The sequence below is a fragment of the Cupriavidus sp. FW305-27 genome (assembly GCF_058787995.1).
In genome coordinates this window covers 84,237-109,166 of record NZ_JBYTAG010000011.1, presented here as the reverse complement: position 1 = coordinate 109,166, position 24,930 = coordinate 84,237, and the positions used below count along the sequence as shown (strand labels likewise).

The following is a 24,930-nucleotide window of genomic DNA, read 5'->3' as shown; positions in this document are numbered from 1 at the left end:
CTCTCGCTGCCGCAAGGCGGGGCCGGACAGAAGGGCTCTCGGCGGGGGCGCCCTCACGTGATTGCCCTGAGCAGGCGGACCATCCGTTCGAAAATCGAGGAGCAGCGGTGGATTCCCATGCCATGAACGGTGAAACGCCAGACGCGTCGCATCCGCAGCAATCCCGTGCAGAGCTCACGCTTGCTGCGTTGGGCGTGGTCTACGGCGATATCGGCACGAGCCCCCTTTATGCGGTCAAGGAGACCTTCAATCCGGCCCACGGGATCCCGCTCGTAACCGAGAACATACTTGGCGGTATCTCCGCGATCCTCTGGGCGCTGATGGTGGTGGTTTCGCTCAAGTATGTGATCCTCATCATGCGGGCAAACAACAGGGGCGAAGGTGGCATCATGGCACTGCTCGCGCTCGCCCTGTCGTCCGTGAAAAAGGTCGGTCGCTCGCCGACGCCGATCCTGCTGGTGGGCCTGTTCGGCGCGGCGCTCTTCTATGGCGATGCCGTGCTGACACCTGCCATGTCGGTGCTCTCGGCGCTCGAAGGCATCGAGGTGGGCACTACCGCGCTGCAGCCTTATGTCTTGCCGGCATCCGTGGGTGTGTTGATCGCGCTGTTCCTGTTCCAGCGGCATGGCACCGCCGCCATCGGCGCGCTGTTCGGGCCTGTCACGATCGTGTGGTTTCTCGCCCTGGCCGCCGCGGGCATCCACGGCATCGCCCGGTATCCCGCAATCCTGGGCGCGCTCAGCCCGCTGCACGCGCTCGGCTTCGTCACGCAGCACGGGTTCGCCTCGTTCGCGGTGCTTGGGGCGGTGCTGCTCGCGTTCACCGGTGCCGAAGCGCTCTACGCCGATATGGGGCATTTCGGCAGTGCCCCGATTCGCCTGGCCTGGTTCGGGCTGGTATTCCCGGCGCTTGCGCTCAACTACCTGGGGCAGGGCGCGCTGATCATTGTGAATGCAAAAGCAATCGAGAACCCCTTCTACCTGCTGTATCCGTCGTGGGCCCTTTATCCGATGGTTGCACTCGCGACAGCGGCAACAGTGATCGCGTCGCAGGCGACGATTTCGGGTGCCTACTCGCTGACGAAACAGGGAATCCAGCTGGGCTATCTGCCACGCATGAACGTGGTGCACACATCGGAGCGAGCGATCGGTCAGATCTACATACCGACTCTCAACGGGATGTTGCTTGTTGCGGTTCTGGTTGCCGTGCTCGGCTTCGGATCTTCGTCCAATCTCGCTTCGGCGTACGGGGTCGCGGTCACCGGCACGATGTTGGTGACGACGCTTCTCACCTTCTTTGTGATCCACTACGGTTGGCGCTACAACCTGCTGCTAAGCCTTGTCGCAACCGGCTTCTTTATTGCGGTGGATATGGCTTTCGTTTCCTCCAGCCTGTTGAAAGTTGCCGAAGGGGGCTGGTTCCCACTCGTTGTCGGGGCTGGGATATTCGTCGTGATGCTGACATGGGTTCGCGGCCGGCAAGCGTTGTTGGAGCGGCTCCAAAGTACCGACGTGCCCCTCAAGTCGTTCCTGGATTCGCTGTTTCTCGCACCACCACCGCGCGTGCCCGGCACGGCGGTGTTCCTCACCCCGACACCGGATGTGGTGCCACACGCGTTGATGCATAACCTCAACCATAACAGGGTGCTACACGAGCGCGTCGTGTTTCTTACCGTGAGAATGAAGGATGTGCCATCGGTGCCGGCGACCGAGTGCGCAGCCGTTGAGCCGCTCGGACACGCCTGCTACAGGATAACGCTGCGCTTCGGCTTCATGAACCGGCCCGATGTCGCGCAGGCGCTCGGCGCTCTGCCTCCGGCGGCTGGCCTGGAGTTTGACATCATGGACACCTCGTTTTTCCTGAGTCGCGAGGCCATCGTCGCTGCAGCCGGCGGTCCCAGTGGCATGGCGTCATGGCGTGAACGTCTGTTTGCCACGATGAGCAGGAACGCCGGCAATGCTGCTGATTACTTCAACATACCGGCAAATCGCGTGATCGAGATTGGCACGCAGATCAAGATCTAGACCGCCGGCGGTACCTGTTCTGCAAAGGACTCCGTGCCCCAGGCGTCCCGTACCTCGGCAGCCAGTTCATCGGCGCGCCCTTGATAGCGTGGCGAAAAATGGAACGGCGTCACCGCGCGTGCGCCTATGCTGCGCGCAATCCGCCCGGCCTGGGCGGCGGTCAGGTGGTTCTTGCGCAGGCCGTGTGCCCGGTCGACATCCAGGAACACGCTCTCGATGAAGAGCTGGTCGACGCCTTGCATCAGTTGCGACAATGCTTGCACGTTCGCGCTCGTATAGCGCAGGTCGGTCACGTAGCCGATGCGCAGGCCGGGCTCGGTATCCAGGATCAGCCGGCTCAGCTCGCCGACCGTTCGCGCCGATGCATGGTCGCCGCTCCTGTCCCGCCATTGCACAAGGATCGGGGCATCGGCGGCCGCGCCGGTCAGGACCGCATGCTTGAGTTCGCGCAGCCAGGCGCCGGTGGTCAGGCCCGATGCAGCCAGGCGCTCCTTGTTGACGCCGAGCCGGGCCTTTTCCTCCACCAGGTAGGCCAGGCATGGAATCCCGTGATCGACAAAGCAGGCGCGCACCCGGAACGTCGCTTCGTCATGCACGATATCGCCGGCCCTCTCGACACACGCTTCGGCCTCCCTGGCAAAGCCGTGCCGGCTGGAAAAGCAGGCGTGCCGCATCTGCCCGTCCAGTCCAAGTTCGGCCACTTCGATGACCAGCTCGGTGGCGTAGCGATGCACCACGTTCCAGGTATAGGCAAGCAGCTTGTGCTCGACCTGTGCCAGGAATCCTGGCCCGCCGACCAGCACGAGGCGCGGCTTGCGCCCGAGCAGCACACGCAGCAGCTTGTCGAAGCCAGAGAAATGGTCCATGTGCGCATGCGTGACAAATACATGCGACAGGCGCATCAGCTCGCGCGGCATCAGCCGGGCGATGTCGCCCAGGTCGAACAGCAGCGCGCGCCGTTCGTCCAGGAAGTCTACGAACAGCCCTGGATCGCCAAAGGCATCGTTGACGAGGCGGGCTTCCAGCAGGGGGCGCATGTTCACTCGCGGTGCGACCGACGCTAAGGCTCAGGCAAGGGCGCACTGGTCCGGCTGCCGGTCACCGCCCGGTCAGCTGGCGCAGCAGCTTCTGCACGATCCGCTCATGCTGTTCCAGCGCCGCGTCAAGCGTCTGCGCGCCAAAACTTTCATTGTCCTGCTCGGCCAGCCCGGTCACGCGCGTGATGAACAAGGGGGTGTCCGTCGGCGCGGCCTCCGACACGCCCCGGAAGCGGGTCGTCACCGTGCCGCCGGACTGCTCCAGCAGGGTGCGGCGGAATACCAGGTCGTTGTCCGCCATCCAGCGCGACCATTCGTCGTGGTCGGCTACCTGCACTGGCCGGTTCTTCTCATCAAGGATATAGAAGCGGCGCCATTGCTGTGGATCGTGACGAGGCTTCATCGACTACCACCTCCGTGTGGTTGTGGCCCGCTTGTCACCCGGGCCCGACGGCCAATGTGCTTTGCAAGCGACTACCGCGCAACGCAAGTGCACGATCTCAACGCCGCCCTGCAGCTAGTCTATTTGACGGATGCGTTCATGCCAGCGCGCCGTTGCGTGCCACGACCCGGCCGGCCGACACCACCAGTTGCCGCACCGGCCTTGCCACGACCGCCTCGGCCACTGTTTGCGCGGCGACCAGCACCAGGTCCGCCCGGTCGCCCGGCGCCAGGCCATAGCGCTGGAAGCCGCATGCGCCGGCGGCCGCGTGCGTCACGCAATCGAGCGCAAGCGCGAGTTCGTCATCGCGGCGGAAGTTGTTGCGCAGGCCGATCAGCATGGCCCGCTCCAGCATGTCGGGCGAGCCGTATGGGGTCCAGGTATCGCGGATGCCGTCGTTGCCGCCGGCAATCCTGACGCCTGCCGCGCGGCACGCGGCGACCGGCGGCACCGGGCGCGACGGCGGTGCGGTGGTGACGATGACAACCCCAAGGTCGGCGATGCGCCGCAGCAGCGCGTCGCGCTCGCGATCGGCAATGTCGCCCAGGCAGAACGCATGGCTGACCGTGACCATGCCGCGCATGCCCAGCGTGGCCGTGCGTTGCAGGATCAGGTCGAGGGAATAGGCGCCCATGGTGCCGGGCTCGTGCAGATGGATGTCGAGCGGGCGGCCATGGCGCTGCGCGAGGCCGAACAGGACATCCAGTGCGCGCACCGGGTCGCCTTCGATGGCGCACGGGTCCAGCCCGCCGAGGATGTCGGCGCCATCGCGCAGCGCCGCATCCAGCAGCGCTTCCGTGCCGGGGCGCCCCAGCACGCCCGACTGCGGGAACGCGACGATCTGCATGTCCATCTGCGCGGACAGCTGGTCGCGCGTGGCAAGTACTCCTTGCAGATGGCGCAGGCCCGCGTCGGTGTCGATATCGACGTGGGTGCGCAGCCGCGTGGTGCCCGCCGCAAGGAAGGCGCGCGCCAGCGCCAGCGATTGCGTGCGGGCATCGTGGCCGGTGGCGGCGCGCCAGCGGCGCTCGTTGTCGATGCGGTCGGTCAGGTTGGGGCCGACCTCATTGCGATACCAGGGCATGCCCCACAGGGTCTTGTCCAGGTGGGTGTGCGCCTCGACCAGGCCGGGAAGCGCCAGCGTGCCGGCGCCGTCCTCGACCTGGCATCCGGCCGGCGCCTCAAGCCCGGTGCCGATGCGCGCGAACTGGCCGTCTGCGATCAGGATATCGACCTGGTTCCCGGCTGCGAGCCGGACATTGCGGACCAACAGTTGATTCATTGCATCTTCCGTTATTTCAGGATGAAGCCGCCTTCAGGACGGCGGGGCTTGTCTCTCGGCACGGTTCAACGCTGCGGGGCGCGCATGCCGCCGCGCGGCAGGCAGCCGAGCAGCCTGTCGAAGGCCGGCGCGATGTCCTCCTCCGGCACGCAGGCATACCCCAGCAGCAGGCCTCGCTGCACGGCATCGCCGATGAAATAGCGCGACAGCGGCCGCACCATGATGCCGCGCGCGCGGGCGGCGGCGGTGATGGCCACGTCGTCGGCATCGTCGGGCAGGCGCAGCACCAGGTGAAGGCCGGCATTGCTGCCGTGCTCATGCAGCGCGCCGGGGCCGAGATAGCGCTCGATCAACGCGGCCAGGATGGCGCGCCGTCGGGCATACAGCGGCCGCATGCGGCGGATGTGGGCGGCATAGTCGCCGGCCTGCATGAATTCGGCGACGGTTGCCTGCGTCATCAGGTGGCCGGCCCGGTATAGCTCGGCGTGCGCGGTCTGGAAGGCGCCGGCCAGGCTGCGCGGCAACACCAGGTAGCCCATGCGCAAGCCCGGATAGAGGGTCTTGCTGAAGGTGCCGATATAGATCACCGGCGCATCCGGTTCCATGCCCTGCAACGACGGGATCGGCTGCCCGGAAAAACGGAACTCGCTGTCGTAGTCGTCCTCCACGATCCAGCTGCCGCGCTGGCGGGCGTACTCCAGCAGCGCGCGCCGGCGCTTCAGGCTCATCACGGCGCCAAGCGGGTACTGGTGCGAGGGCGTGACGAAGATAAAGCGCGGCGCGGGCATCTCCCCGCCGGCCTCCGTGTCGGGCAGCGTCAGGCCCTCGTCGTCCACCAGCTTCGGCACCATGCCGATATCGCTGACCTGCAGCACGCCGCGGATTCCCCAATAGCTGGGTTCCTCCACCCACGCCTGGTCGCCGGGCGAGCCCAGCATCCTCACCACCAGGTCGATGGCCTGGTGTATGCCCTCGGTGATCAGCACCTGGTCCGGATCGCAGCGCACCGAGCGCGCTACCCGCAGATGCGCCGCCAGGGCTTCGCGCAGCGCCGGCAGCCCGCCGCCATGGCTGTAGCTCAGCCACTCCGGGTGCGGGTTGCGCCACACGCGGGCCGAGATCTGTGCATAGCGGCGATGCGGGAAGCGCGTGACGTCGGGAACGCCCGGCATGAATGCGCCCCATTGCGTGGGCGAGGCCGAGGCATTGGCCAGCAGCCGCTGTCCGCGCGGTGACAGCCCGGGCATGGCCTGCGGCCCGACCTCGGTCGCCGGCACCGCGGCGGCGTTCAGGTAGCGCTCCGGCGCGGTGGCGGCAACGAAGGTGCCGCTGCCGGTGCGTGCATACAGGTAGCCCTCGGCCAGCAGCTGGTCGTAGGCAAACATCACCGTATTGCGAGACAGCCCCAGTTCGGCGGCCAGGTCGCGTTGCGGCGGCAAGCGGGTGGCCGGCGCAAGGCTGCCGTCCTGTATCGCGCCGCGGATGCATTCGTAGAGGCCGCGGTTGAGCGGTTTGCCCAGTGCCGCCGTGCCTTCGGGGCCCAGGCGCTGGAGCAGCTGGTCGCCGCAGATCGATTTCAAATTGGCACCATCGGAATTGCGAAAGCGGTACTGGATTATAGGGCCAAGGCCGGTTGAAATGGCTGTCATCGCTGGGCCCCTGCCAGCGGTGCCCGTTTCGCGAGTCGGCCGGTGCCGACAGTCCTTACCGCACAATGACCATGAAAAACCTCGAACTGAACCAACGCCGTACCCTCGCGACGCCGCGCGGAGTGGGCGTGATGTGCGATTTCTACGCCGACCGCGCCGAGAACGCCACGCTGTGGGACGTGGAAGGCCGTGCCTACACGGACTTCGCCGCCGGCATCGCCGTGCTCAACACGGGCCATCGCCACCCGCGCGTGATGCAGGCCATCGCCGCGCAGCTGGAGCGTTTCACGCATACCGCCTACCAGATCGTGCCCTACCAGGGCTATGTCACGCTGGCCGAGCGCATCAACGCGCTGGTGCCGATCCAGGGCCTGAACAAGACGGCCCTGTTCACCACCGGCGCAGAGGCCGTGGAGAACGCCATCAAGATCGCCCGTGCGCATACCGGCCGCCCCGGCGTGATCGCCTTCTCGGGCGCCTTCCATGGACGCACGCTGCTGGGCATGGCGCTGACCGGCAAGGTGGCGCCGTACAAGATCGGGTTTGGCCCGTTCCCCTCCGACATCTACCACGCTCCGTTCCCCAGCGCGCTGCATGGCGTCAGCACTGAGCGGGCGCTGCAGGCGCTTGAAGGCCTGTTCAAGACCGATATCGATCCGGCCCGCGTGGCCGCGATCATCGTTGAGCCGGTGCAGGGCGAAGGCGGCTTCCAGGCGGCGCCGGCCGATTTCATGCGGGGGCTGCGGGCCGTATGCGATCAGCACGGCATCGTGCTGATCGCCGATGAAGTGCAGACCGGCTTTGGCCGTACCGGCAAGATGTTCGCGATGTCGCACCATGACGTGGAGCCGGACCTGATCACCATGGCCAAGAGCCTGGCCGGCGGCATGCCGCTGTCGGCGGTCAGCGGCCGGGCCGCGATCATGGATGCACCGCTGCCCGGCGGCCTCGGCGGCACCTATGCCGGTAATCCGCTGGCGGTGGCGGCGGCGCACGCGGTCATCGACGTCATCGAGGAAGAAAAGCTGTGCGAGCGCTCTGCCAGCCTGGGCCAGCAGTTGCGCGAGCACCTGCTGGCGCAGCGCAAGCACTGCCCCGCAATGGCCGAGGTGCGCGGGCTGGGTTCGATGGTTGCCGCCGAATTCTGCGATCCCGCCACAGGCCAGCCCAGCGCCGAGCATGCCAAGCGCGTGCAGACGCGTGCGCTGGAAGCCGGACTGGTGCTGCTGACCTGCGGCACCTACGGCAATGTCATCCGCTTCCTTTATCCGCTCACCATCCCGCAGGCGCAGTTCGACGCGGCGCTGGCGGTGCTGACCCAGGCGCTGGCCGAATAAGGGGAACACATGGAACTCCAACATACCGCGCTGTTGCGCAGCCATTGCCTGATCGACGGGGAATGGACCGGGGCGCAAAGCGGCGCAGAGCTCGCCGTCTGCAACCCGGCAACCGGTGAACGGATCGGCTCGGTGCCCCTGGCCGGCGCGGCCGAAGCCGAACAGGCGGTGCGCGCCGCCGAGCGCGCGCTGCCGGCGTGGCGCGCACAGACGGGCAAGGCGCGTGCCGCCGTGCTGCGCCGCTGGGCCGACCTGATGCTGGCGCACCAGGAAGACCTGGCCCGGCTGATGACCGCAGAGCAAGGCAAGCCCCTGCCCGAGGCGCGTGGCGAGGTGGCCTATGCCGCGAGCTTTCTCGAGTGGTTTGGCGAGGAAGCCAAGCGGGTCGATGGCGAGGTGCTGGCCAGCCCGCGCAGCAGCCAGAAGATGCTGGTGCTGCGCGAACCGGTGGGCGTGTGCGCGGCCATTACGCCGTGGAACTTCCCCGCGGCGATGATCACGCGCAAGGTCGGCCCGGCGCTCGCCGCCGGCTGCACCATCATCGTCAAGCCGGCCGAACAGACGCCGCTCACGGCGCTGGCGCTGGCCGTGCTGGGCGAACAGGCCGGCGTGCCGCGTGGCGTGCTGCAGGTGGTGACCGGCGACGCCGTGCAGATCGGCGGCGTGCTGTGCGCCAGCCCGGTGGTGCGCAAGCTCAGCTTTACCGGCTCGACCGCGATCGGCAAGCTGCTGATGGCGCAGTGCGCAGGCACCGTGAAGAAGCTCTCGCTGGAACTGGGCGGCAATGCGCCGCTGATCATCTTCGATGACGCGGACCTGGATCGCGCGGTCGAGGGCATCCTTGCCTCCAAGTTCCGCAACAGCGGCCAGACCTGTGTCTGCGCCAACCGCATCTATGTGCACGACCGCGTCTACGACGAGGTCGCGCGCCGGCTGGTCAGCGCGGTCGAGCAGTTGCGGCCGGGCCATGGCGTCGACAGCGGGGTCACGCAAGGCCCGCTCATCGACGCCGACGCGGTGGCCAAGGTCGAAGCGCATATCGCCGACGCGCTCGCGCAAGGCGCCACGGTGCTGACGGGCGGCCAGCGCCATGCGCTGGGCGGCACCTTCTTCGCGCCCACGGTGCTGGCCAATGCGACTGCATCGATGCGGGTCGCGCGCGAGGAGACCTTCGGCCCGCTGGCACCGCTGTTCCGCTTCACCAGCGAAGCAGAAGTGGTGGCGATGGCCAACGATACCGAATCCGGGTTGGCCGCTTACTTCTTCTCGCGCGACATGGCGAAGATCTGGCGCGTGGCGCAGGGGCTCGAGTACGGCATGGTCGGCATCAATACCGGGCTGATCTCCAATGAGGTGGCGCCGTTCGGCGGCGTCAAGCAATCGGGGCTGGGCCGGGAAGGCTCACGCCATGGCATCGACGAGTATCTGGAGACGAAGTACCTCTGCATGGAAGTCGAATAACAACAATGGGGTGAGGAACACCCCACCACCAGGGCGGGGCACGGCGCACCCACGCAGTGCGCTGGCCCCACGGAGACAAGACAGTCCGGCGAATGCCGGTGCCAGGTGGGCGACTCCGGTGCAAGACCTGCGCAAACTTCCAGGAAACGGAAGGGGGCGGACAGGACGCGCGCCGCGATCGGCCCAACGCCAATGGCACGCATATTGCGGACTGGGAAGTGCCATCCGTTGCTGTCAGCGGATGCCATTTCTTCTATCGATGAGGGTACAAAGATGCGTTCCACTGCTATCCGCAGCCTGCTTGCAGTCGCCATGCTGGCGGCCTCTTCACTGGCACTTGCGCAAGGCGCCCGCGACTGGCCCAGCCAGCCGGTGCGTATTGTCGTGCCGTTCCAGGCCGGCTCGGCCACAGACCTGATCTCGCGGCAGATCGGCCTTGGCCTCGGCAAGGAATACGGCCAGACCTTCGTGATTGAAAACCGCCCGGGCGCCGCCGCGATGATCGGCAGCGAGGCGGCCGCGCGCGCGCCGGCCGATGGCTATACGCTGCTGATGTCCGGGCCGGCGTCGATGGTGACCAACCGGTTCCTGTACAAGAAGCTCAGCTATGACCCGGATGCGTTCGAGAAGGTGGCAGTGGTCGCGGTCACGCCGAATATCCTGTTGTCCAACCCCTCGCTGCCGTTCAAGACGCTGCCCGAGATGGTCGCGTATGCCAAGGCCAATCCGGGCAAGCTGACCTATGCCTCGTTCGGTGCCGGCACCACCTCGCATATCGCCGGCGAGATGCTGAAGGCCGCGGCCGGCATCGATATCGTCCATGTGCCGTACAAGGGCGCCGGCGAAGCGATCCCGGCGCTGCTGTCGGGCCAGGTGTCGATGTATTTCGACACCATCATGACCGGCCTGCCGTATGTGAAGGCCGGCAAGCTGCGCGCGCTCGGCATGTCCACCGCAAAGCGCTCGCCCAACGCGCCGGAGATTCCGACGATTGCCGAGCAGGGTTATGCCGGCTTCGATATCGCGCCGTGGTACGGCATTGTCGCGCCCAAGGGCACGCCGGCCGACGTGGTCAGCAAGCTCAATGTCTCGATCAACAAGCTGCTCAAGGCGCCGGAGTTCCGTGAACGCCTGGCTGCCACCGGCGCCGAGCCGCGCGGCGGCAGCGTCGGCGATTTCAGCGCGATGGTCAGCGCGGAGATCCCGCGCACCGAAAAGCTGGTCAAGCAGTCCGGCGTGACCCTGCAATAAGCCGCGTGCAGCAACCCTGGGGCGCCGCCCGCGCGCCCCTTTACCTGTTCTGAATGGAGTTCCCGATGTTGCCTTTCGACTGGACCTTTCCCTACCCGTCGCAAAAGATGCCGCTGCTGGCCGCCAACGCGGTCAGCACCAGCCAGCCCCTCGCCGCGCAGGCGGGGCTGCGCATGCTGTACGAAGGCGGCAATGCCATCGACAGCGCCATTGCCAGTGCGATTGCGCTGACCGTGGTGGAGCCGGTGATGAACGGCATTGGCGGGGACATGTTCGCGCTGGTCTGGCACGAGGGGCAGCTGTACGGGCTCAACTCCAGCGGCCGGGCGCCGGCGCGTTGGACCCTGGATCATTTCGCCGGGCACGACAGCATGCCCCAGGTGGGCTGGGATACGGTCACCGTGCCGGGCCAGGTCGCGGGCTGGAAGGCGCTGTCGGCCCGCTTCGGCAAGCTGCCGTTCGCGCGGCTGTTCGCGCCGGCCATCGAGTACGCTGAACAGGGCTTCCTGGTGTCGCCGCAGATCGCACGGCAATGGGCCGCACAGGTGCCGGTGCTGGCCGGCCAGCCTGGCTTTGCCAAGGCGTTCCTGCGCGACGGCAGGGCACCGCAGGCGGGCGAGCGCTGGCGCTTCCCGGAGCAGGCCGCCACGCTGCAGCGCATTGCCGAGAGCGATGGCGAGAGCTTCTACACGGGTGAACTCGCCGCGCGCATCGTCGCGTTCGCCGAGGAAACCGGAGGCGCCATCCGTGCCGACGACCTGGCCGCACATCGCGCCGCCTGGGTCCAGCCGATGGCGCAGCAGTTCCGCGGCTACACGCTCCATGAAATTCCCCCGAACGGCCAGGGCATCGCCGCGCTGATCGGCCTTGGCATCCTGGACCGCTTCGACGTGGAAGGCATGGGCTGCGACAGCGCCGGCTTCTATCACGCCAGCATCGAGGCGATGAAGCTGGCCTTCGCCGACCTGCACCGCCACGTGTCGGACCCGGCCACCATGCAGCACGCGCCCGCCGCCTTCCTGGATCCGGCCTATCTTGCCGAGCGCGCGGCGCTGATCGACATGAAACGCGCCGGCACACCTACCGCTGGCATCCCGAAGAGCGGCGGCACCGTCTACCTGTCCAGCGCGGATGCGGCGGGTTCGATGGTGTCGTATATCCAGTCCAACTACCGCGGCTTCGGCTCCGGCGTGGTGGTGCCTGGCACCGGCATCGCGCTGCATAACCGCGGCGCGGGCTTCAACCTCAAGCCCGGCCACACCAACTGCGTGGCGCCGGGCAAGCAGCCGATGCACACCATCATCCCGGGCTTCGTCACCCGCAATGGCGAGCCGGTGATGTCATTCGGCGTGATGGGTGGCTCGATGCAGGCACAGGGCCACGTCCAGATGATGGCGCGGCTTGCCGCCTTCGGCCAGAATCCGCAGGCCATGAGCGATGCCCCGCGCTTCCGCGTTGAGCACGGGCCGGTGGTCAATGTCGAGGCGCATCTGCCGCCGGATGTGGTCGCCACGCTGCGCGGCATGGGCCATCGCGTTGAAGTGGCGCCGCGCGACAGCCTGGAGTTCGGCTCGGCGCAGCTCATCTACAAGGCGCCGGACGGCTACATCGCGGCCTCGGACTCGCGGCGCGACGGGCAGGCAGTGGGGTTTTAGGGGCGAGCCGCCCGCGGTCACAGCGGCGCCGGCTGAGGCTGGCTGGCAGGCGTGGCCGCGGCGGGCTTCTTGTTGTCAGTGCCGCTATATGAGAAGTACTTCGCCTTCGCGCCCCTGGCCCAGTACGCCACCGTGAAGTGCTTGCTGTCGCGCCCATAGAGCAACTCCAGGCTGCCATTGGCGGCGGACCACTCGGCATAGCCATTCTCCGCCGCGCCTTCGGTCTTGCGCAGGGACGCATAGCGCTCGTCGAGCTTCTTGCGCACCTCATCCAGCGCCGGGCGCTCGAACGTCATCGTGATCAACGCCACGGTGTCCTGCGCATCGCAGTTCAGGATCACGCGCGTCAGGCCCTGCAGGTGGAAGCGCTCCAGGTGCCTGAGCTCGACGGCGTCGCCACCGGCCCACTCGGACTTGCCGGTCCTGGCGTGATTCTGCGGCGGCGCCAGGCGAGAGCACCTGGCCTTGCCCAGCTCCAGTCCCAGCGGCGCAGCGGTGTTGCCGGCTGCGTCAGGCTGGGCAGGGGGCGCGGCATGGATCGAAACGGATGTCAGCAGGGTGGCGCAGAGCAGGGCGGCCTGCTGCAGGTTCAGGCGGGAAAGTGCTTTCACGGTCTTGAGGGAAGTTGTCAGCCAGGATTCTACGGCTTTCTTGTTTCCTGCCATGCATCTTCACGTCTGCCCGTGGTCCTTGCGTACCCGGTCCGCTTGTCATATAGTCCTATTAATAGAACTATAGAAACAAGGCAGGAGCAAGGATGGAGACACCGACTGGAGCACTCGCTGGCGTCAAGGTCGTGGACATCACGGCGGTGTTCATGGGCCCCTCGGCCACGCAGATGCTCGGCGACCTCGGCGCGGATGTGATCAAGGTGGAGCCGCCCGCGGGCGATAGCACCCGTGGCATCGGGCCCTGCGGCAATGAGAAGATGGGGCCGCTTTTCCTCGGGCTGAACCGCAACAAGCGCAGCATCGTGCTGGACCTGAAGTCGCCGCAGGGGCGCGAGGCGCTGCTGCGCCTGGTGGCGGATGCGGACGTGCTGGCGTACAACGTCCGGCCCCAGGCGATGCAACGGCTCGGGCTGGACTACGAGACGCTGGCGCAGATCAATCCGCGCCTGGTCTATGTCGGCATGTTCGGCTTCTCGCAGCGCGGACGCTATGCCCCGCAAGCGGCGTTCGACGACCTGATCCAGGCCGCCACCGGGCTGCCCCAGGCGGTTGCCATGGGCACCGGCGACATTCCGCGCTATCTTCCGCTGACTATTGCCGACCGTTCCGTCGGACTCTATGCCTTCGGCGTGATCTGCGCCGCGCTCTACGCGCGGGCGACCTCCGGCCGCGGCCAGCGCGTCGATGTGCCGATGTTCGAAACCATGGTGCCTTACGTGATGGGCGACCATCTCTATGGCGAGACCTTCGTGCCAGCCAAGGGCGGATTCGGTTATCCACGCCTGCTGTCTCCCGAGCGCCGGCCTTACCGGACCCGCGACGGCCATGTCTGCTGCCTGATCTATCACGACCATCACTGGCGTGCCTTCCTGAAGGTGATCGGCAAGCCCGGCCTGTACGACACCGACCCGCGCTTCGCCGACATCACTACCCGGACGGCGCACATCACCGAGCTCTACGGCATGGTCAGCGACGAACTGGCCAGGCGGACCACGGAGGAATGGCAAGTGCTGCTGAAGGAGGCGGATATCCCGGTGTTCCCGATGCACACCTTTGAATCGCTGCTCGATGATCCGCACCTGAATGACATCGGCTTCTTCAGCGAATCCGACCACCCGGCGGTGGGCCGCATCCGCGAAATGTCGGTGCCCAGCGAATGGCACGGGACGCCGCCATCGCAGCGCCGCCATGCCCCGGCCCTGGGCGAGCATAGCCGCGAAGTGCTGCGCGAGGCCGGCTACAACGAGGCCGACATCGACAGCCTGATGGCATCCGGCGCATCGCGCGAACCGCGCCAGGCATCGGTGCATACGGCTGGCACGGCAAGCGAGGCCTGAACATGAATGAAGAACTCCTGTGCGAAGTCCGCGGCGCGGTCCTCTGGCTGACCATCAATCGGCCCGAGCGCCGCAACGCGATCAATCCGGCGGTACTGGACGGGTTGCACGCGGGGATCGACCGTGCCAACCACGACGACGCCATCCGCGCCGTGGTCATCACCGGTGCCGGAGACCAGGCCTTTTGCGCGGGCGCCGACCTGCAGAGCGGCAAGTCCTTTGCGTTCGACTATTCGGAGCCGAGCCAGCGGCTTGCCGACCTGCTGCGCTGCGCGCGGCGCTCCAACGTGCCGCTGATCGCGCGCGTCAATGGCGCCTGCATGGCTGGCGGCATGGGGCTGATGGCCATGTGCGACATGGCGGTGGCCAGCGAGCGGGCTGTGTTCGGCCTGCCCGAGGTCAAGGTGGGGGTGTTCCCGGCGCAGGTGCTGAGCGTGCTGCAGCATCTGGTGCCGCGGCGCGTGCTCAATGAGCTGTGCCTCTGCGGCGAGCCGCTGACCGCGCAGGAAGCGCTGGCGGCAGGGCTGGTCAACCACGTCAGTACGGACCTGGACGGCAAGCTTGACTGGCTGCTGGGCCGGCTGCTCGACAAGGCGCCCGCTGCGATCCGGCGCGGGCTCTATACCCTCAAGCATATCGATGCGATGTCCTTCGAGCAGTCGATGGCGTTCACGGAAAGCCAGATCGGCCTGTTCGCCATGACCGAGGACGCGCGCGAGGGCCAGCTCGCCTTCCGCGAAAAGCGCAAGCCGAACTGGACCGGCAAGTAAGAGAAAGGCAAGGAGACAGGACCATGCATGACAAGACAGTGCGCATCGGCGGCGCTTGCGGATTCTGGGGCGACAGCAGCGTGGGCGCGCCGCAACTGGTGCGCCATGGCGGGATCGACTACCTGGTGTTCGACTACCTTGCGGAGCTGACCATGTCCGTGCTGGCCGCGGCTCGCCTGCGCAAGCCGGAGCTTGGCTACGCCACCGACTTCGTCACGGTGACGATGAAGACCTTGTTGCGGGAGATCGTTGAGTGCAACATCCGCGTGGTCAGCAATGCCGGCGGCATCAATCCGCAGGGCTGCGCGCAGGCGCTGGCGGCGATCGCCGCCGAGCAGGGCATTGCGGTGCGCATCGCCGTGGTCGAGGGCGATGATGTCATGCCGCTGGTGGCATCGCTGCGCGAGGCAGGCATCACCGACATGCAGAAGGGCTTGCCGCTGCCGGACAAGCTGGTCAGCGCCAATGCCTATCTCGGCGCGCTGCCGGTCTGCAAGGCGCTGGACCAGGGCGCGCAGATCGTCATTACCGGCCGCTGCGTGGACAGCGCGGTGACCCTGGGCGTGCTGATGCACGAATTCGGCTGGCGGGCGCACGATTATGACCGGCTGGCGCAGGGCAGCCTGGCCGGCCACATCATCGAGTGCGGCTGCCAGGCGACAGGCGGGCTGCATACCGACTGGGAGCAGGTGCCGGACTGGCCGAACATCGGCTATCCGGTGGTGGAGTGCCGGGCGGACGGCAGCTTCCTGGTGGGCAAGCCACCCGCTACCGGCGGACTGGTCACAACTGCCACGGTGGGCGAGCAGGTGCTGTACGAGATCGGCGACCCTTCGGCCTATCTGTTGCCGGACGTGACCTGCGATTTCACGCAGGTGGCGCTGCGCCAGGCCGGGCCGGACCTGGTCGAGGTGCGCGGCGCCCGTGGGCGTGCGCCGGGCAACTGCTACAAGGTCAGTGCCACCTATATGGAAGGCTTCCGCTGCAATGCCCAGCTGACCATCGTCGGCATTGACGCGGCGGCCAAGGCCGAGCGCACGGCCGAGGCCATCCTGGCCCGCACGCGCAGGCTCTTCGCGGAAAACGGCTGGGGCGACTACACCCGCACCCGGGTCGAAGTGCTGGGAGCCGAATCCTGCTTCGGGCCGCACGCTGCGGCGCGCCATACCCGCGAGGCCATCATGCGGCTTGCGGTCACGCATCCCGAGAAGGCGGCGCTTGAACTATTCGCCCGCGAAATCGCGGCGGCCGGCACGAGCTGGTCGCCCGGCACCACGGGATCGGGCGGCGGACGCGCCAGCCCGTCGCCATCGATCCGGCAATACGCCTTCCTGCTGGACAAGGGTGCGCTGTCGCCGACGGTGGTCATGGATGGCATGTGGACTGCCGTCTCCATCCCGGCCGGGCACGCAGCGACGGACGCCGCCGCCCCCGCCGCGGCGCAGGCTGCCGCCATCCCTGCCGGTGGCGACCGCATTGAAGTCCCCCTGGTCCGGCTTGCCTACGGGCGCAGCGGCGACAAGGGCGATATCTCCAATATCGGCCTGATTGCGCGCCGGCCGGAATACCTCCCGCTGCTGCGCGCCGAGGTCACGGCGGCGCGCGTGGCCGACTGGCTGGGCCACCTGGTGCTGGGGCCGGTCTCGCGCTATGACCTGCCGGGCTTCGACGCGATGAACTTTGTCTGCGAGTCGGCGCTCGATGGCGGCGGCATGGCATCGCTGCGCAATGACCCGCTAGGCAAGGGGATGGCGCAGATCCTGCTGACGATGCCGGTGCGCGTGCCGCGGAGCCTGCTGTCATGACACGCGCCAGCGCCAAGGTCGCAGCCAATGGCGGCATCGCGCTGGCCGACGATAACGCCGGCGGCGTGACCCGCTACCGGCAACTGGCAAGCGTGCTGCGCCACAAGATCGTCGCCGGCGAGTATCCGGTCGGGTTCCAGCTGCCCACGGTCGAGCACCTGGCGCAGGCGTACGGCCTTGCCAAGGTCACCGTGCGGCAGGCCTTTGCCTTGCTGACCGAGGAAGGGCTGATCAGCAGCCAGCGCGGGCGCGGCACGCACGTCATCATGGTGCCGTCCGGCCCGGGCGAAGGCATGCGCTCGGCCATCAACGATGTCTCGGTTGGCGCCAGCGGCCTCGAGATCCGCATCCTGGAAAAGCGCAAGAACATGGCCCTGCCGCCCGGCCTTGCCACCTGCGGCGCGCCGATGGACCGCTACGTGATGCTGCGCAAGCTGCACGTGCATGACGGGATGCCGTTCTGCCTGATCGAGCTGTATGTGGCCGACGCGGTGTTCGCCAGGTTCCCGCGCGGCGCTGAGAAGCATCACAAGATTGCCCACTTGCTGCGGGAGCAGCTGGGCGACCGGCTTGGCACGATGCGCCAGACCATGACCGTTGAGCCGGCCGACGCCATGCTGGCGCGCGACCTGGACTATGCCTTCGCGGCACCGGTCGCGCGCATTGTCCGTACCACGCTGGGTATCGACGGCAACGTGCTCACGGCGGGCCGCTTCTGGTACCGCGGCGACCGCTTCATCCTCGACGTGGAGATGCCCGCGCAGCTTACCGAGCGCTACCCCGAACTGGCCGTGCCGAAAGCTGCTGCCCGGCAAGACGACTAACCAGGAGACAACGCATGACATCGCAATTCGTACGACGCGCCGCCGATGTGCCCGCCTATTCCCCGGCCAACCATACCGGAACCGCCAACCAGCGCGTGATCGGCAGGGAGACGGTCGGCGCGCGGCGCATCGAAGTGCTGTTGGGCACGATTTCTCGCGGCCATGGCGCCTTGCCCCATGCGCATCCGAACCTGGAGCAGGCGTCCTACCTGCTGGCGGGCGAGGGCATCGGCGAGGTCGCCGGCAGGGCGCGCACCCTGCGTGCGGGCGACTGGGGTTTCAATCCGATGGGTGTATTCCACCGCTTCGAGGTCGTCAGCGACGAGCCGGTGCAGGTCATGGTGGTGTACGCCCCACCGTACAGCGAAAACCCGAACGCGGCCGTGGTGGCCAGCGCAGCGGATGATCCCCGCAGCAGCGCGCAGGCGGACAGCTTGCGCGAGGTGCCGATGCATGAGGCGGCCCAAAGCCTGCCTCACTACCATCGCGTCCGTGCCAGACCCGTGATTACGCGCGACACGGTCGGCGCTCGGCATCTGGATATTCGCGCACTGGAGCTCGAAGCCACGGGCGGTGCCGAAGCGCACTCGGTGGCGGCGACTGAGCAGGTGCTGTTCCTGCAGTCGGGTTCGGTCAGCGGCGAGATCAACGACCAGCAGTTCACCGCGACGTCGGGGGACTGGGTCTTTGTGCCGGAGGGCGGCACTTTCAGCTTTGCGGCGCAAGGTGGCCCGTGCGAGGCCATCCTGGTGCGGGCGCACGACGCGGTGCCCTGAATCCGGCCCGCGCAGGGCCCAGACAATGAACAGATGCCAAAGGCACGAGGAGACAGACCATGATTCATCCATGCATGCGTAAAGTGGCCATCGGGCTGCTGTTGCCGCTGGCCGCGGCCACAGCCGCGACGGCGCAGGCCGCGGACGCCAGCCAATATCCGGACAAGCCAGTCCGCGTCATCGTGCCGTTTCCCGCGGGCAGCGGCACCGACAGCAGTGCGCGCTTTGTCGCCGAGCGGATCACCGCGCAGACGGGCAAGCCCGTGGTGGTGGACAACCGTCCGGGCGCCAACGGCTTCATTGCCGCCAAGGCCGTGGCCGGCGCAACCGGCGACGGCTACACCATGCTGGTGACGACCAACACCACGCATGCTGCCAATGCGTCCTTGTTCAAGAAGCTTCCTTATGACCCGATCAAGGATTTCGCCCCGGCATCGCTGATCGCCAAGAGCGGGCTGGTATTGGTGGTGCCGCCCGACAGTCCGGTACGCACGCTGGCAGACCTGACGGCGCTGGCCAAGGCAAGAAATGGGACGCTGACGTTTGCCAGCGGCAGTTCGTCGACCCGCATCGCCAGCGAACTCTACAAGATGCTGGCCGGCGTGCAGGCGCTGCACGTGCCCTACAAAGGGGTGCCGCTGGCCCTGACCGACCTGATGGGGCACCAGATCGATTTCATGATCTCCGATATTTCTCCGGCCATGACGCTGATCCAGGGCGGCAAGCTGCGCGCGGTCGCGGTGACCACTGCGCAGCGCAATCCGGTACTCAAGGATGTCCCCACGATGGCTGAGAGCGGCCTGCCCGGCTATGAGATGGTGGCATGGTCGGCGGCCTTCTTCCCGGCCGGGACGCCGAAGCCCGTGGTGGACCGCATGAGCGAACTGATGCGGAACGGCCTGACCGGGCCGGCTGCCACCGACTACTTTGCCCGCACCGGAGGTCAGCCTGCGCCATCGACGTCCGAGGAACTGGCCGCCTTTGTCCGCAGCGAGACCCTGAAATGGGCCAAGGTGATCAAGGCAGCGGGAATCGAGCCCGAGTGACGTAGGGGGGGGCGTTGATGCGCAGAACGCCTCCTGCAGGCCTGCCCCTACACCTCAGGTGCTTGCGCCGGCATGAAGCGCCGGGTAGCGGCCCAGAACACCAGTGCCAGCAAGCTGACCACGGCGCCCAGCGCGCACACGCCCCGCCAGCCGGCAGCATCATAGACCGCCGTGGTGGCAATCGCGCCCAGCCCGCTGCCCGCCGCGTAGAACAGCATGTACGCGCCGACCAGCCGGCTGTGCGCCGCGGCATCGGTGCGGAAGATCATGCTCTGGTTGGTGACGTGGATGGCCTGGCCGCCCAGGTCGAGCAGCACGATGCCGATGGCCAGCGGCCACAGCGAGGTCTCCAGCCATGACAGCGGCAGCCAGGCCGCCACCAGCAGCACCAGTGCCGCGAGCGTGGTGCGCTGCCCGAAGCCCTGGTCCGCCCAGCGCCCCGCACGCGCAGCCGCCAGGGCGCCCACCGCGCCAACCAGCCCGAAGGCGCCGATGGCCGTATGCGAGAGCCCATAGGGCGGAGCGCTCAGCGGCAATATCAGCGCGCTCCACAAGATGTTGAACGCCGCGAACATCAGCAGCGCGATCGTGCCCCGGATCTGCAAGACCCGGTTGCGGCGCAGCAGCAGGAACATCGATGCGACCAGGCTGGCGTATCGCATGCGCTGGCCGGCGCTGGCCACCACTGGCAGCGTGCGCCATAGCAGCCATGCAAGCACCAGCATCGCCGCTGCGGCGCAGACATAGACGTTGCGCCACCCGGCCACGTCGCTGACGCCGCCGGCCACGACACGCGCCAGCAGCAGTCCGATAAAGACACCGCTCTGCGCGGTGCCGACCACGTGCCCGCGCTCATGCGGTCCTGCAGCCGCGGCCGCATAGGCGACCAATCCCTGGGTCATGGCGGTGCCGAGCAAGCCGGTCAGGAGCATCCCCGCCAGCAGCACCGTAACGGACGGCGCCAGCGCCACGGCAGCCAGCGCGCCGGCCAGGGCAAGCACCTGTGCCAGCATCAGGCGGCGGCGTTGCACCAGGTCGCCCAGCGGCACCAGCAACAGCAGCGCCAGGGCACAGCCAAGCTGGGTGGCGGTGACCACTCCGCCGATGGCCCCGGCGCTGATGGAGAAATCCGCCATCAGCGCATCCAGCAGCGGCTGGGCGTAATAGACATTGGCGACGCTCAGGCCGCTGGCGCAGGCGAACAGCAGCACCGCGCCGCGCGGCACGTTCGCACACGGTGTCGCAGGGCAAGTCGGAGGCGGTGCCGTCACCGGCGTAGCGGGGGAGGTTTTCATACCAGTCCATGTGGTTGCAAAACAAAACCAGTTGAAGCGTAAGCGTACTGGTTTTAAAATGCAACTACATTGACGGGCTGCACAGCCCCAAGGCAACCAAGACATGGCCACCCGCAAAGACCCGAGCGATGAAACCTGCCCCGTTGCTCGTACCCTGGAACTGGTCGGCGAGCGCTGGTCGCTGATGATCGTGCGCGATGCCTTCGACGGCATGCGCCGCTTCAGCGACTTCCAGCGCAGCCTGGCGGTCGCGCGCAACATCCTGTCCGACCGCCTGCGCCGGCTGGTGGAAGCCGGCATCCTGACGACGCAGCCGGCTTCCGATGGCAGCGCGTATCACGAGTATGTGCTGACGAAGAAGGGAGAGAGCCTGTTCCCCATCGTATTGGCCTTGCGCCAATGGGGCGAACAACATCTGTTTGCGCGCGGCGAGCGGCGCTCGCTGATGGTGGAGAAGCGGACCGGGAAGCCGGTGCCGCTGATGATACCCCGGACCAGCGACGGTGATGTGCTGTTGCCCGGGGAAACGGAAGTGCGCAAGCCGCGCTAGGAGGGGGCGGCGGCGAGGTCGTCAACAGTCGCCGCGCTTTGCAGCGCGGGCGACCTGCTGCTGCCTTCAGCTGCCCCGATAAGTCCCGAAGCTCCACGGCGAACACAGCAACGGCACATGGTAGTGCTGCGCGGCGTCCGCGATGGTAAAGCGCACGGGAACAATATCGGCGAACACGTCGGGGGTGCGGAAGTAGTCCGCTACCCAGAAGCGCAATTCGAACTCGCCGGTGCGCGCCTGCGCCGGCGGCAGCATCGGCGCGTCGGTGCGGCCGTCGTGGTTGGTGCGGGTGCGCGCGATCAGCCGCGGGGGCTGGGTGGCAACGTCGAACAGTTCCACCTGCATGCCGGCCACGGGGCGGCCCAGGGATACGTCGAGCACATGTGTGCTGATGCCTGCCATGATGCGTTGGTCTCCGGGTTGGGCCGCGGCGTCAGCTGCCGCGGTAGTAGTTGTAGCTCCACGGCCCGAACAGCACGGGCAGGTGGATGCGCTGGCTGGCGTCGGTGACGCGCAGGCGCAGCGGGATCTTCGACAGGAACGACGGTTGCGGCAGGCTGGCCTTGCGCGCGGCAAAGTACTCGTCCGCGTGCAGGATCAGCTCATAGGTGCCGGTGCGGTAGCTGTCGCCGATCAGCAGCGGCGGTTCGCTGCGGCCGTTGGCGGCCAGCGTGACGGTCTGCAGCGGCGTGCGCTGGCCATTGTCGATGCGGAACATCTCCACGCGCATGCCGGCCGCGGGCGTGCCGTTATAGGTGTCCAGCGCGTGCAGCGTCAGGCGCGGGCTCAGGCCGCCTTGCTGCACCGGTGCAGCGGTCTGGTTGGGGGCCGCCGCATCGGGCGTTGCGCCCCAGCTGGCGCCAGCCAGCAGCGCGCCGCCGCCCAGCGTCATCGATTGCAGCGCGAAGCGCCGGCGGGTGGGATCGAAGCTATGGTTGTCCATGTCAGGCCCCTTGCTTGCCGTGCTTGCCCAGCTTGCGGATGCCGGCCAGCACCAGCACCGCGGCCAGCACCTCGATCACCGCCACCAGGTACAGGCCGGAGGTGAGCTTGCCGGTGGTGTTCTTGATCAGCCCCATCACATAAGGCGCGCCAAAGCCGGCCAGGTTGGCCACCGAGTTGATCAGGGCCACGCCCACCGCGGCGGCGCTGCCTGCCAGGTAGCGGTTAGGCAGCTGCCAGAACACGGGGATGGCGCTCATGGTGCCGACCAGCGCGGCAGTCATGGCGAGCAGTGCGATCACCGGCGACAGCACCTGCGCGCCCAGCAGCACGGCCAGCACCGCCATGGCACCGCCACCGACCAGCGCCGAGCCGCTGAAGTGCCAGCGCACTTCATTGCGGCGGTCGGAATGCGCGCCGTTGAGGATCATGCCGGCGGCGCCGCACAGGTAGGCCACGGCCGCGATCCAGCCCACCGCCATTGGCGTGGTGAAGCCCACGTCCTTGATGACGGTCGGGATCCAGAAGGTCAGCGTCGAGTTGGCGCACAGCAGGCAGAAGTAGATCGCGATCAGCAGCCACACCTTGGGGTTGGTGAAGAGCGTGCGCCAGTCGTGGCCGCGCTCGCCCAGGGCGGCGTTGTCGCGCTTGAGGGCGTCCTGCAGCACGCGCTTGTCGTCGTCGGAGAGCCAGCGCGCCTGCTCCGGCTTGTCGGTCATGTAGAACCAGGCAAAGATGCCGGCCAGCACTGACGGGATGCCTTCCAGGATGAACAGCCACTGCCAGCCGTGCATGCCGCTCACGCCAGCCATGCCGGTCATGATCCAGCCGGCCAGCGGCCCGCCCAGCACGCCGGCGATGGCCGACGCGGACATGAAGGTGCCGAAGGCGCGCGCGCGGCGCTGCGACGGATACCAGTAGGTCAGGTACAGGATCACGCCCGGGTAGAAGCCGGCTTCGAACGCGCCCAGCAGGAAGCGCAGGATGTAGAACTGCGTGGGCGTGGTGACAAAGCTCTGCAGCATGCAGATCACGCCCCAGCAGATGGTGATGCGCATGATCGTCTTCTTGGCGCCGATCTTCTGCAGCAGCATGTTCGACGGCACCTCGAAGAAGAAGTAGCCAAGGAAGAAGATGCCCGCGCCCAGCCCGTACACGGCCTCGCTGAACTGCAGCGCGTCCAGCATCTGCAGCTTGGCGAAGCCGATGTTGACCCGGTCCAGCCAGGCCAGTACCCACAGCACCCCAAGGAAGGGCAGCAGGCGCCAGGTTACCTTGCGGTAGACGCTGTCCTCGGCGTCGTCGGCGGTGCCGGCGAATACCGGGATGCCTTGTTTCGTGATCGACATGATGTCTCCTGTCTTGTCGTGTTCTGCCAGGTCTTGCTTGGCGGCGGTGCATGCCGTCCGCCGGGTTGGGAGCAAGTATATGAATGGCCCGCCAATGCGAAACGAGGGGGCTGGTATAGGCCCCATAGCAGCACCGATATGGGCTGCAATCCCTTGTGTGGCGCGGGTTTGCGGGTGCTCCGGCCGGGGCCGGGCGGACCTATGGATTACCCTAGGCGGGCCGTTTTCCGGGGTGCGCGCACGCGCATCGGGCAGGCTCGTGCGGGTTGTACCGGTTGCCGTGCGGTGCGCGACACGCTACAAAGTCGCCATTGCCTGGCATGGCGTTGCCGCCCGGAGCGGCGGCGGCCGCACCCGCCAGGCCTCCACTTTTGCTGCCACGGACCCAACATGATTCGCGCCGACGACCCGTTCGATACCTACCTGCTGCGCGTGCTGTGCATCCTGATCGCCGAGCAGAGCGTGTCGCGCACCGCGATCCGCCTGAACCAGTCGCAGCCGGCCATCAGCGCCGCGCTCAAGCGCCTGCGCGCGATCTTCAACGACCCGCTGCTCACGCGCGAGAAGAACGTGATGGTGCCGACCGAGCGCGCGCTGCAGCTGGCGCGCAATGCCCAGGCCGCGCTCAGCGCGCTGGACAACCTGCTGGTCTCGGACGAGCGCTTCGATCCCGCCACCACCGAGCAGAGCTTCGTGGTGGCCATGCCTGATTACCTGGCGCCGCCGTTCTTCGCGCACGTGGTGCGCGCGGTGCGGCGTGCGGCGCCGCACGCGCGGCTGTCGGCGCTGCCGCTGGGGGCCACCTTCGATTACGAGCAGGCGCTGTCGGCGGGTACGGTCGACATCGTGATCGGCAACTGGCCCAACCCGCCTGAGCACCTGCATCTGTCGGTGCTGCTGGAAGACGAGGTGGTGTGCGTGGTGGCGCAGGACAGCGTGCATGCGCAGCCCGGCAAGTTTACGGCCCAGGCCTACCTGGGCGCCTCGCATATCGTGCCCACGCCATATTCGCGCGACCAGCGCGGCCTGGTCGATGCCGGCCTGAGCACCATGCGCGTGCACCGGGACAACCGCGTCAGCTGTCCCTACTTCAACCTGGCGCCCAGCCTGATCCCCGGCACCGACCTGATCCTGACCACCGCGCGCCATTTCGCCAACTACCATGCGCAGCATGTGCCGCTTGCGGTGCTGGAGCCGCCGATCGAGTTCCCGTTCATGCGCTTCTACCAGCTGTGGCACCCGTCGCGCCACCGCTCGGCCGCGCACGTCTGGCTGCGCGGCATGCTGACCGCCGCCTCGCAGGAGCTGCGCGACCTGCGCGATATGCGCCGCTAGCGGTATCGGTTTCTGTTATGGGATCTATAGGGCGCGGGCTCTCGCCGCTGCGGCGGGCCGTTCCTATACTCGGCCCCGTATCCAATGATTCC

Annotated in this window: 22 protein-coding genes; 13 read left to right on the top strand and 9 right to left on the bottom strand. The window is 67.3% G+C overall.

The genetic code is table 11. The features are described 5' to 3' along the window. Positions 1 to 122 precede the first annotated feature (122 nt). Positions 123 to 2,024: a potassium transporter Kup gene (locus tag AC3WRI_RS07770; RefSeq protein WP_492292980.1), complete on the top strand. Its 1,902-nt coding sequence runs from the start codon at positions 123 to 125 to the stop codon at positions 2,022 to 2,024. On the opposite strand, the gene AC3WRI_RS07765 is transcribed toward AC3WRI_RS07770, so the two are convergent. The 4 genes from AC3WRI_RS07765 to pdxR form a co-directional block, all read right to left on the bottom strand. Beyond that, positions 2,021 to 3,061 (bottom strand): ribonuclease Z, encoded by a 1,041-nt coding sequence (locus AC3WRI_RS07765; protein WP_011616929.1) that lies wholly within the window; start codon positions 3,059 to 3,061, stop codon positions 2,021 to 2,023. The genes AC3WRI_RS07770 and AC3WRI_RS07765 overlap by 4 nt on opposite strands. A gap of 61 nt (positions 3,062 to 3,122) precedes the next feature. Next, a complete protein-coding gene (locus AC3WRI_RS07760; protein WP_010809699.1) occupies positions 3,123 to 3,464 on the bottom strand; it encodes a hypothetical protein in 342 nt (113 codons plus the stop codon). Positions 3,465 to 3,600: 136 nt separating this feature from the next. Next, positions 3,601 to 4,785, bottom strand: a complete 1,185-nt coding sequence (locus tag AC3WRI_RS07755) for an amidohydrolase family protein (protein WP_439672602.1) — start codon at positions 4,783 to 4,785, stop codon at positions 3,601 to 3,603. A 65-nt stretch (positions 4,786 to 4,850) separates the two neighbouring features. Continuing rightward, positions 4,851 to 6,365 carry a MocR-like pyridoxine biosynthesis transcription factor PdxR gene (gene pdxR, locus AC3WRI_RS07750; protein WP_010809701.1) on the bottom strand — a complete coding sequence of 505 codons (1,515 nt, stop codon included), beginning with the start codon at positions 6,363 to 6,365 and terminating at the stop codon, positions 4,851 to 4,853. A gap of 140 nt (positions 6,366 to 6,505) precedes the next feature. Between pdxR and AC3WRI_RS07745 the strand changes: the two genes are divergently transcribed. The 4 genes from AC3WRI_RS07745 to AC3WRI_RS07730 all read left to right on the top strand — a co-directional run bounded on the left by AC3WRI_RS07745 (position 6,506) and on the right by AC3WRI_RS07730 (position 12,138). Further along, positions 6,506 to 7,771 carry a 4-aminobutyrate--2-oxoglutarate transaminase gene (locus AC3WRI_RS07745; RefSeq protein WP_010809702.1) on the top strand — a complete coding sequence of 422 codons (1,266 nt, stop codon included), beginning with the start codon at positions 6,506 to 6,508 and terminating at the stop codon, positions 7,769 to 7,771. Between the two features lie 9 nt (positions 7,772 to 7,780). Beyond that, entirely contained in the window at positions 7,781 to 9,232 is a 1,452-nt protein-coding gene (locus tag AC3WRI_RS07740; RefSeq protein ID WP_010809703.1) for an NAD-dependent succinate-semialdehyde dehydrogenase, read from the top strand. 273 nt (positions 9,233 to 9,505) lie between these two features. Continuing rightward, complete coding sequence (locus AC3WRI_RS07735; RefSeq protein ID WP_439672603.1) at positions 9,506 to 10,483, top strand: Bug family tripartite tricarboxylate transporter substrate binding protein; 978 nt, start codon at positions 9,506 to 9,508, stop codon at positions 10,481 to 10,483. A 65-nt stretch (positions 10,484 to 10,548) separates the two neighbouring features. Next, positions 10,549 to 12,138, top strand: coding sequence for a gamma-glutamyltransferase family protein (locus AC3WRI_RS07730; protein ID WP_439672604.1), 1,590 nt, complete (start codon positions 10,549 to 10,551; stop codon positions 12,136 to 12,138). A 17-nt stretch (positions 12,139 to 12,155) separates the two neighbouring features. Here AC3WRI_RS07730 and AC3WRI_RS07725 read toward each other — a convergent pair whose 3' ends face one another. Further along, the gene (locus tag AC3WRI_RS07725) at positions 12,156 to 12,749 is read right to left on the bottom strand and encodes a hypothetical protein (protein ID WP_041688048.1); all 594 of its coding nucleotides are present in this window, start codon (positions 12,747 to 12,749) and stop codon (positions 12,156 to 12,158) included. Positions 12,750 to 12,895: 146 nt separating this feature from the next. Here AC3WRI_RS07725 and AC3WRI_RS07720 point away from each other — a divergent pair, with 146 nt between their 5' ends. The 6 genes from AC3WRI_RS07720 to AC3WRI_RS07695 are packed head-to-tail and all read left to right on the top strand — an operon-like array spanning position 12,896 to position 19,367. Next, positions 12,896 to 14,146, top strand: a complete 1,251-nt coding sequence (locus AC3WRI_RS07720; protein WP_011616935.1) for a CaiB/BaiF CoA transferase family protein — start codon at positions 12,896 to 12,898, stop codon at positions 14,144 to 14,146. Positions 14,147 to 14,148: 2 nt separating this feature from the next. Then, entirely contained in the window at positions 14,149 to 14,916 is a 768-nt protein-coding gene (locus tag AC3WRI_RS07715; protein WP_010809708.1) for an enoyl-CoA hydratase/isomerase family protein, read from the top strand. A gap of 23 nt (positions 14,917 to 14,939) precedes the next feature. Then, positions 14,940 to 16,721 (top strand): acyclic terpene utilization AtuA family protein, encoded by a 1,782-nt coding sequence (locus AC3WRI_RS07710; RefSeq protein WP_492292978.1) that lies wholly within the window; start codon positions 14,940 to 14,942, stop codon positions 16,719 to 16,721. Then, positions 16,718 to 17,545 (top strand): GntR family transcriptional regulator, encoded by an 828-nt coding sequence (locus tag AC3WRI_RS07705; protein ID WP_492292976.1) that lies wholly within the window; start codon positions 16,718 to 16,720, stop codon positions 17,543 to 17,545. Before AC3WRI_RS07710 ends, AC3WRI_RS07705 begins: the two co-directional genes overlap by 4 nt. 14 nt (positions 17,546 to 17,559) lie before the next feature. Next, the gene (locus AC3WRI_RS07700) at positions 17,560 to 18,321 is read left to right on the top strand and encodes a cupin domain-containing protein (RefSeq protein ID WP_011616939.1); all 762 of its coding nucleotides are present in this window, start codon (positions 17,560 to 17,562) and stop codon (positions 18,319 to 18,321) included. A 59-nt stretch (positions 18,322 to 18,380) separates the two neighbouring features. Continuing rightward, positions 18,381 to 19,367 carry a Bug family tripartite tricarboxylate transporter substrate binding protein gene (locus AC3WRI_RS07695; RefSeq protein WP_052181609.1) on the top strand — a complete coding sequence of 329 codons (987 nt, stop codon included), beginning with the start codon at positions 18,381 to 18,383 and terminating at the stop codon, positions 19,365 to 19,367. A 47-nt stretch (positions 19,368 to 19,414) separates the two neighbouring features. Here AC3WRI_RS07695 and AC3WRI_RS07690 read toward each other — a convergent pair whose 3' ends face one another. Continuing rightward, positions 19,415 to 20,662, bottom strand: coding sequence for an MFS transporter (locus tag AC3WRI_RS07690; protein ID WP_492292974.1), 1,248 nt, complete (start codon positions 20,660 to 20,662; stop codon positions 19,415 to 19,417). Between the two features lie 103 nt (positions 20,663 to 20,765). Between AC3WRI_RS07690 and AC3WRI_RS07685 the strand changes: the two genes are divergently transcribed. After that, positions 20,766 to 21,212 (top strand): winged helix-turn-helix transcriptional regulator, encoded by a 447-nt coding sequence (locus AC3WRI_RS07685; RefSeq protein WP_010809714.1) that lies wholly within the window; start codon positions 20,766 to 20,768, stop codon positions 21,210 to 21,212. Positions 21,213 to 21,278: 66 nt separating this feature from the next. On the opposite strand, the gene uraH (AC3WRI_RS07680) is transcribed toward AC3WRI_RS07685, so the two are convergent. From uraH (AC3WRI_RS07680) to AC3WRI_RS07670, 3 genes are read right to left on the bottom strand one after another with little or no spacing between them, the layout of a single operon-like run. After that, positions 21,279 to 21,614 (bottom strand): hydroxyisourate hydrolase, encoded by a 336-nt coding sequence (gene uraH, locus AC3WRI_RS07680; protein ID WP_010809715.1) that lies wholly within the window; start codon positions 21,612 to 21,614, stop codon positions 21,279 to 21,281. A gap of 31 nt (positions 21,615 to 21,645) precedes the next feature. Beyond that, complete coding sequence (gene uraH / locus AC3WRI_RS07675) at positions 21,646 to 22,155, bottom strand: hydroxyisourate hydrolase (protein ID WP_010809716.1); 510 nt, start codon at positions 22,153 to 22,155, stop codon at positions 21,646 to 21,648. A gap of 1 nt (position 22,156) precedes the next feature. Continuing rightward, entirely contained in the window at positions 22,157 to 23,503 is a 1,347-nt protein-coding gene (locus tag AC3WRI_RS07670; protein ID WP_492292972.1) for an MFS transporter, read from the bottom strand. Positions 23,504 to 23,893: 390 nt separating this feature from the next. On the opposite strand from AC3WRI_RS07670, the gene AC3WRI_RS07665 reads away from it, so the two are divergent. Then, entirely contained in the window at positions 23,894 to 24,838 is a 945-nt protein-coding gene (locus AC3WRI_RS07665) for a LysR family transcriptional regulator (RefSeq protein ID WP_011616945.1), read from the top strand. The last annotated feature ends 92 nt before the right edge of the window (positions 24,839 to 24,930 follow it).

What these genes read in the sequence shown, in the direction of transcription:
- AC3WRI_RS07770 (WP_492292980.1), top strand. Translation starts at nt 123, where the DNA reads ATGAACGGTGAAACGCCAGACGCGTCGCATCCGCAGCAATCCCGTGCA.
- AC3WRI_RS07765 (WP_011616929.1), bottom strand. Translation starts at nt 3,061, where the DNA reads ATGCGCCCCCTGCTGGAAGCCCGCCTCGTCAACGATGCCTTTGGCGAT.
- AC3WRI_RS07760 (WP_010809699.1), bottom strand. Translation starts at nt 3,464, where the DNA reads ATGAAGCCTCGTCACGATCCACAGCAATGGCGCCGCTTCTATATCCTT.
- AC3WRI_RS07755 (WP_439672602.1), bottom strand. Translation starts at nt 4,785, where the DNA reads ATGAATCAACTGTTGGTCCGCAATGTCCGGCTCGCAGCCGGGAACCAG.
- AC3WRI_RS07745 (WP_010809702.1), top strand. Translation starts at nt 6,506, where the DNA reads ATGAAAAACCTCGAACTGAACCAACGCCGTACCCTCGCGACGCCGCGC.
- AC3WRI_RS07740 (WP_010809703.1), top strand. Translation starts at nt 7,781, where the DNA reads ATGGAACTCCAACATACCGCGCTGTTGCGCAGCCATTGCCTGATCGAC.
- AC3WRI_RS07735 (WP_439672603.1), top strand. Translation starts at nt 9,506, where the DNA reads ATGCGTTCCACTGCTATCCGCAGCCTGCTTGCAGTCGCCATGCTGGCG.
- AC3WRI_RS07730 (WP_439672604.1), top strand. Translation starts at nt 10,549, where the DNA reads ATGTTGCCTTTCGACTGGACCTTTCCCTACCCGTCGCAAAAGATGCCG.
- AC3WRI_RS07720 (WP_011616935.1), top strand. Translation starts at nt 12,896, where the DNA reads ATGGAGACACCGACTGGAGCACTCGCTGGCGTCAAGGTCGTGGACATC.
- AC3WRI_RS07715 (WP_010809708.1), top strand. Translation starts at nt 14,149, where the DNA reads ATGAATGAAGAACTCCTGTGCGAAGTCCGCGGCGCGGTCCTCTGGCTG.
- AC3WRI_RS07710 (WP_492292978.1), top strand. Translation starts at nt 14,940, where the DNA reads ATGCATGACAAGACAGTGCGCATCGGCGGCGCTTGCGGATTCTGGGGC.
- AC3WRI_RS07705 (WP_492292976.1), top strand. Translation starts at nt 16,718, where the DNA reads ATGACACGCGCCAGCGCCAAGGTCGCAGCCAATGGCGGCATCGCGCTG.
- AC3WRI_RS07700 (WP_011616939.1), top strand. Translation starts at nt 17,560, where the DNA reads ATGACATCGCAATTCGTACGACGCGCCGCCGATGTGCCCGCCTATTCC.
- AC3WRI_RS07695 (WP_052181609.1), top strand. Translation starts at nt 18,381, where the DNA reads ATGATTCATCCATGCATGCGTAAAGTGGCCATCGGGCTGCTGTTGCCG.
- AC3WRI_RS07690 (WP_492292974.1), bottom strand. Translation starts at nt 20,662, where the DNA reads ATGAAAACCTCCCCCGCTACGCCGGTGACGGCACCGCCTCCGACTTGC.
- AC3WRI_RS07685 (WP_010809714.1), top strand. Translation starts at nt 20,766, where the DNA reads ATGGCCACCCGCAAAGACCCGAGCGATGAAACCTGCCCCGTTGCTCGT.
- uraH (WP_010809715.1), bottom strand. Translation starts at nt 21,614, where the DNA reads ATGGCAGGCATCAGCACACATGTGCTCGACGTATCCCTGGGCCGCCCC.
- uraH (WP_010809716.1), bottom strand. Translation starts at nt 22,155, where the DNA reads ATGGACAACCATAGCTTCGATCCCACCCGCCGGCGCTTCGCGCTGCAA.
- AC3WRI_RS07670 (WP_492292972.1), bottom strand. Translation starts at nt 23,503, where the DNA reads ATGTCGATCACGAAACAAGGCATCCCGGTATTCGCCGGCACCGCCGAC.
- AC3WRI_RS07665 (WP_011616945.1), top strand. Translation starts at nt 23,894, where the DNA reads ATGATTCGCGCCGACGACCCGTTCGATACCTACCTGCTGCGCGTGCTG.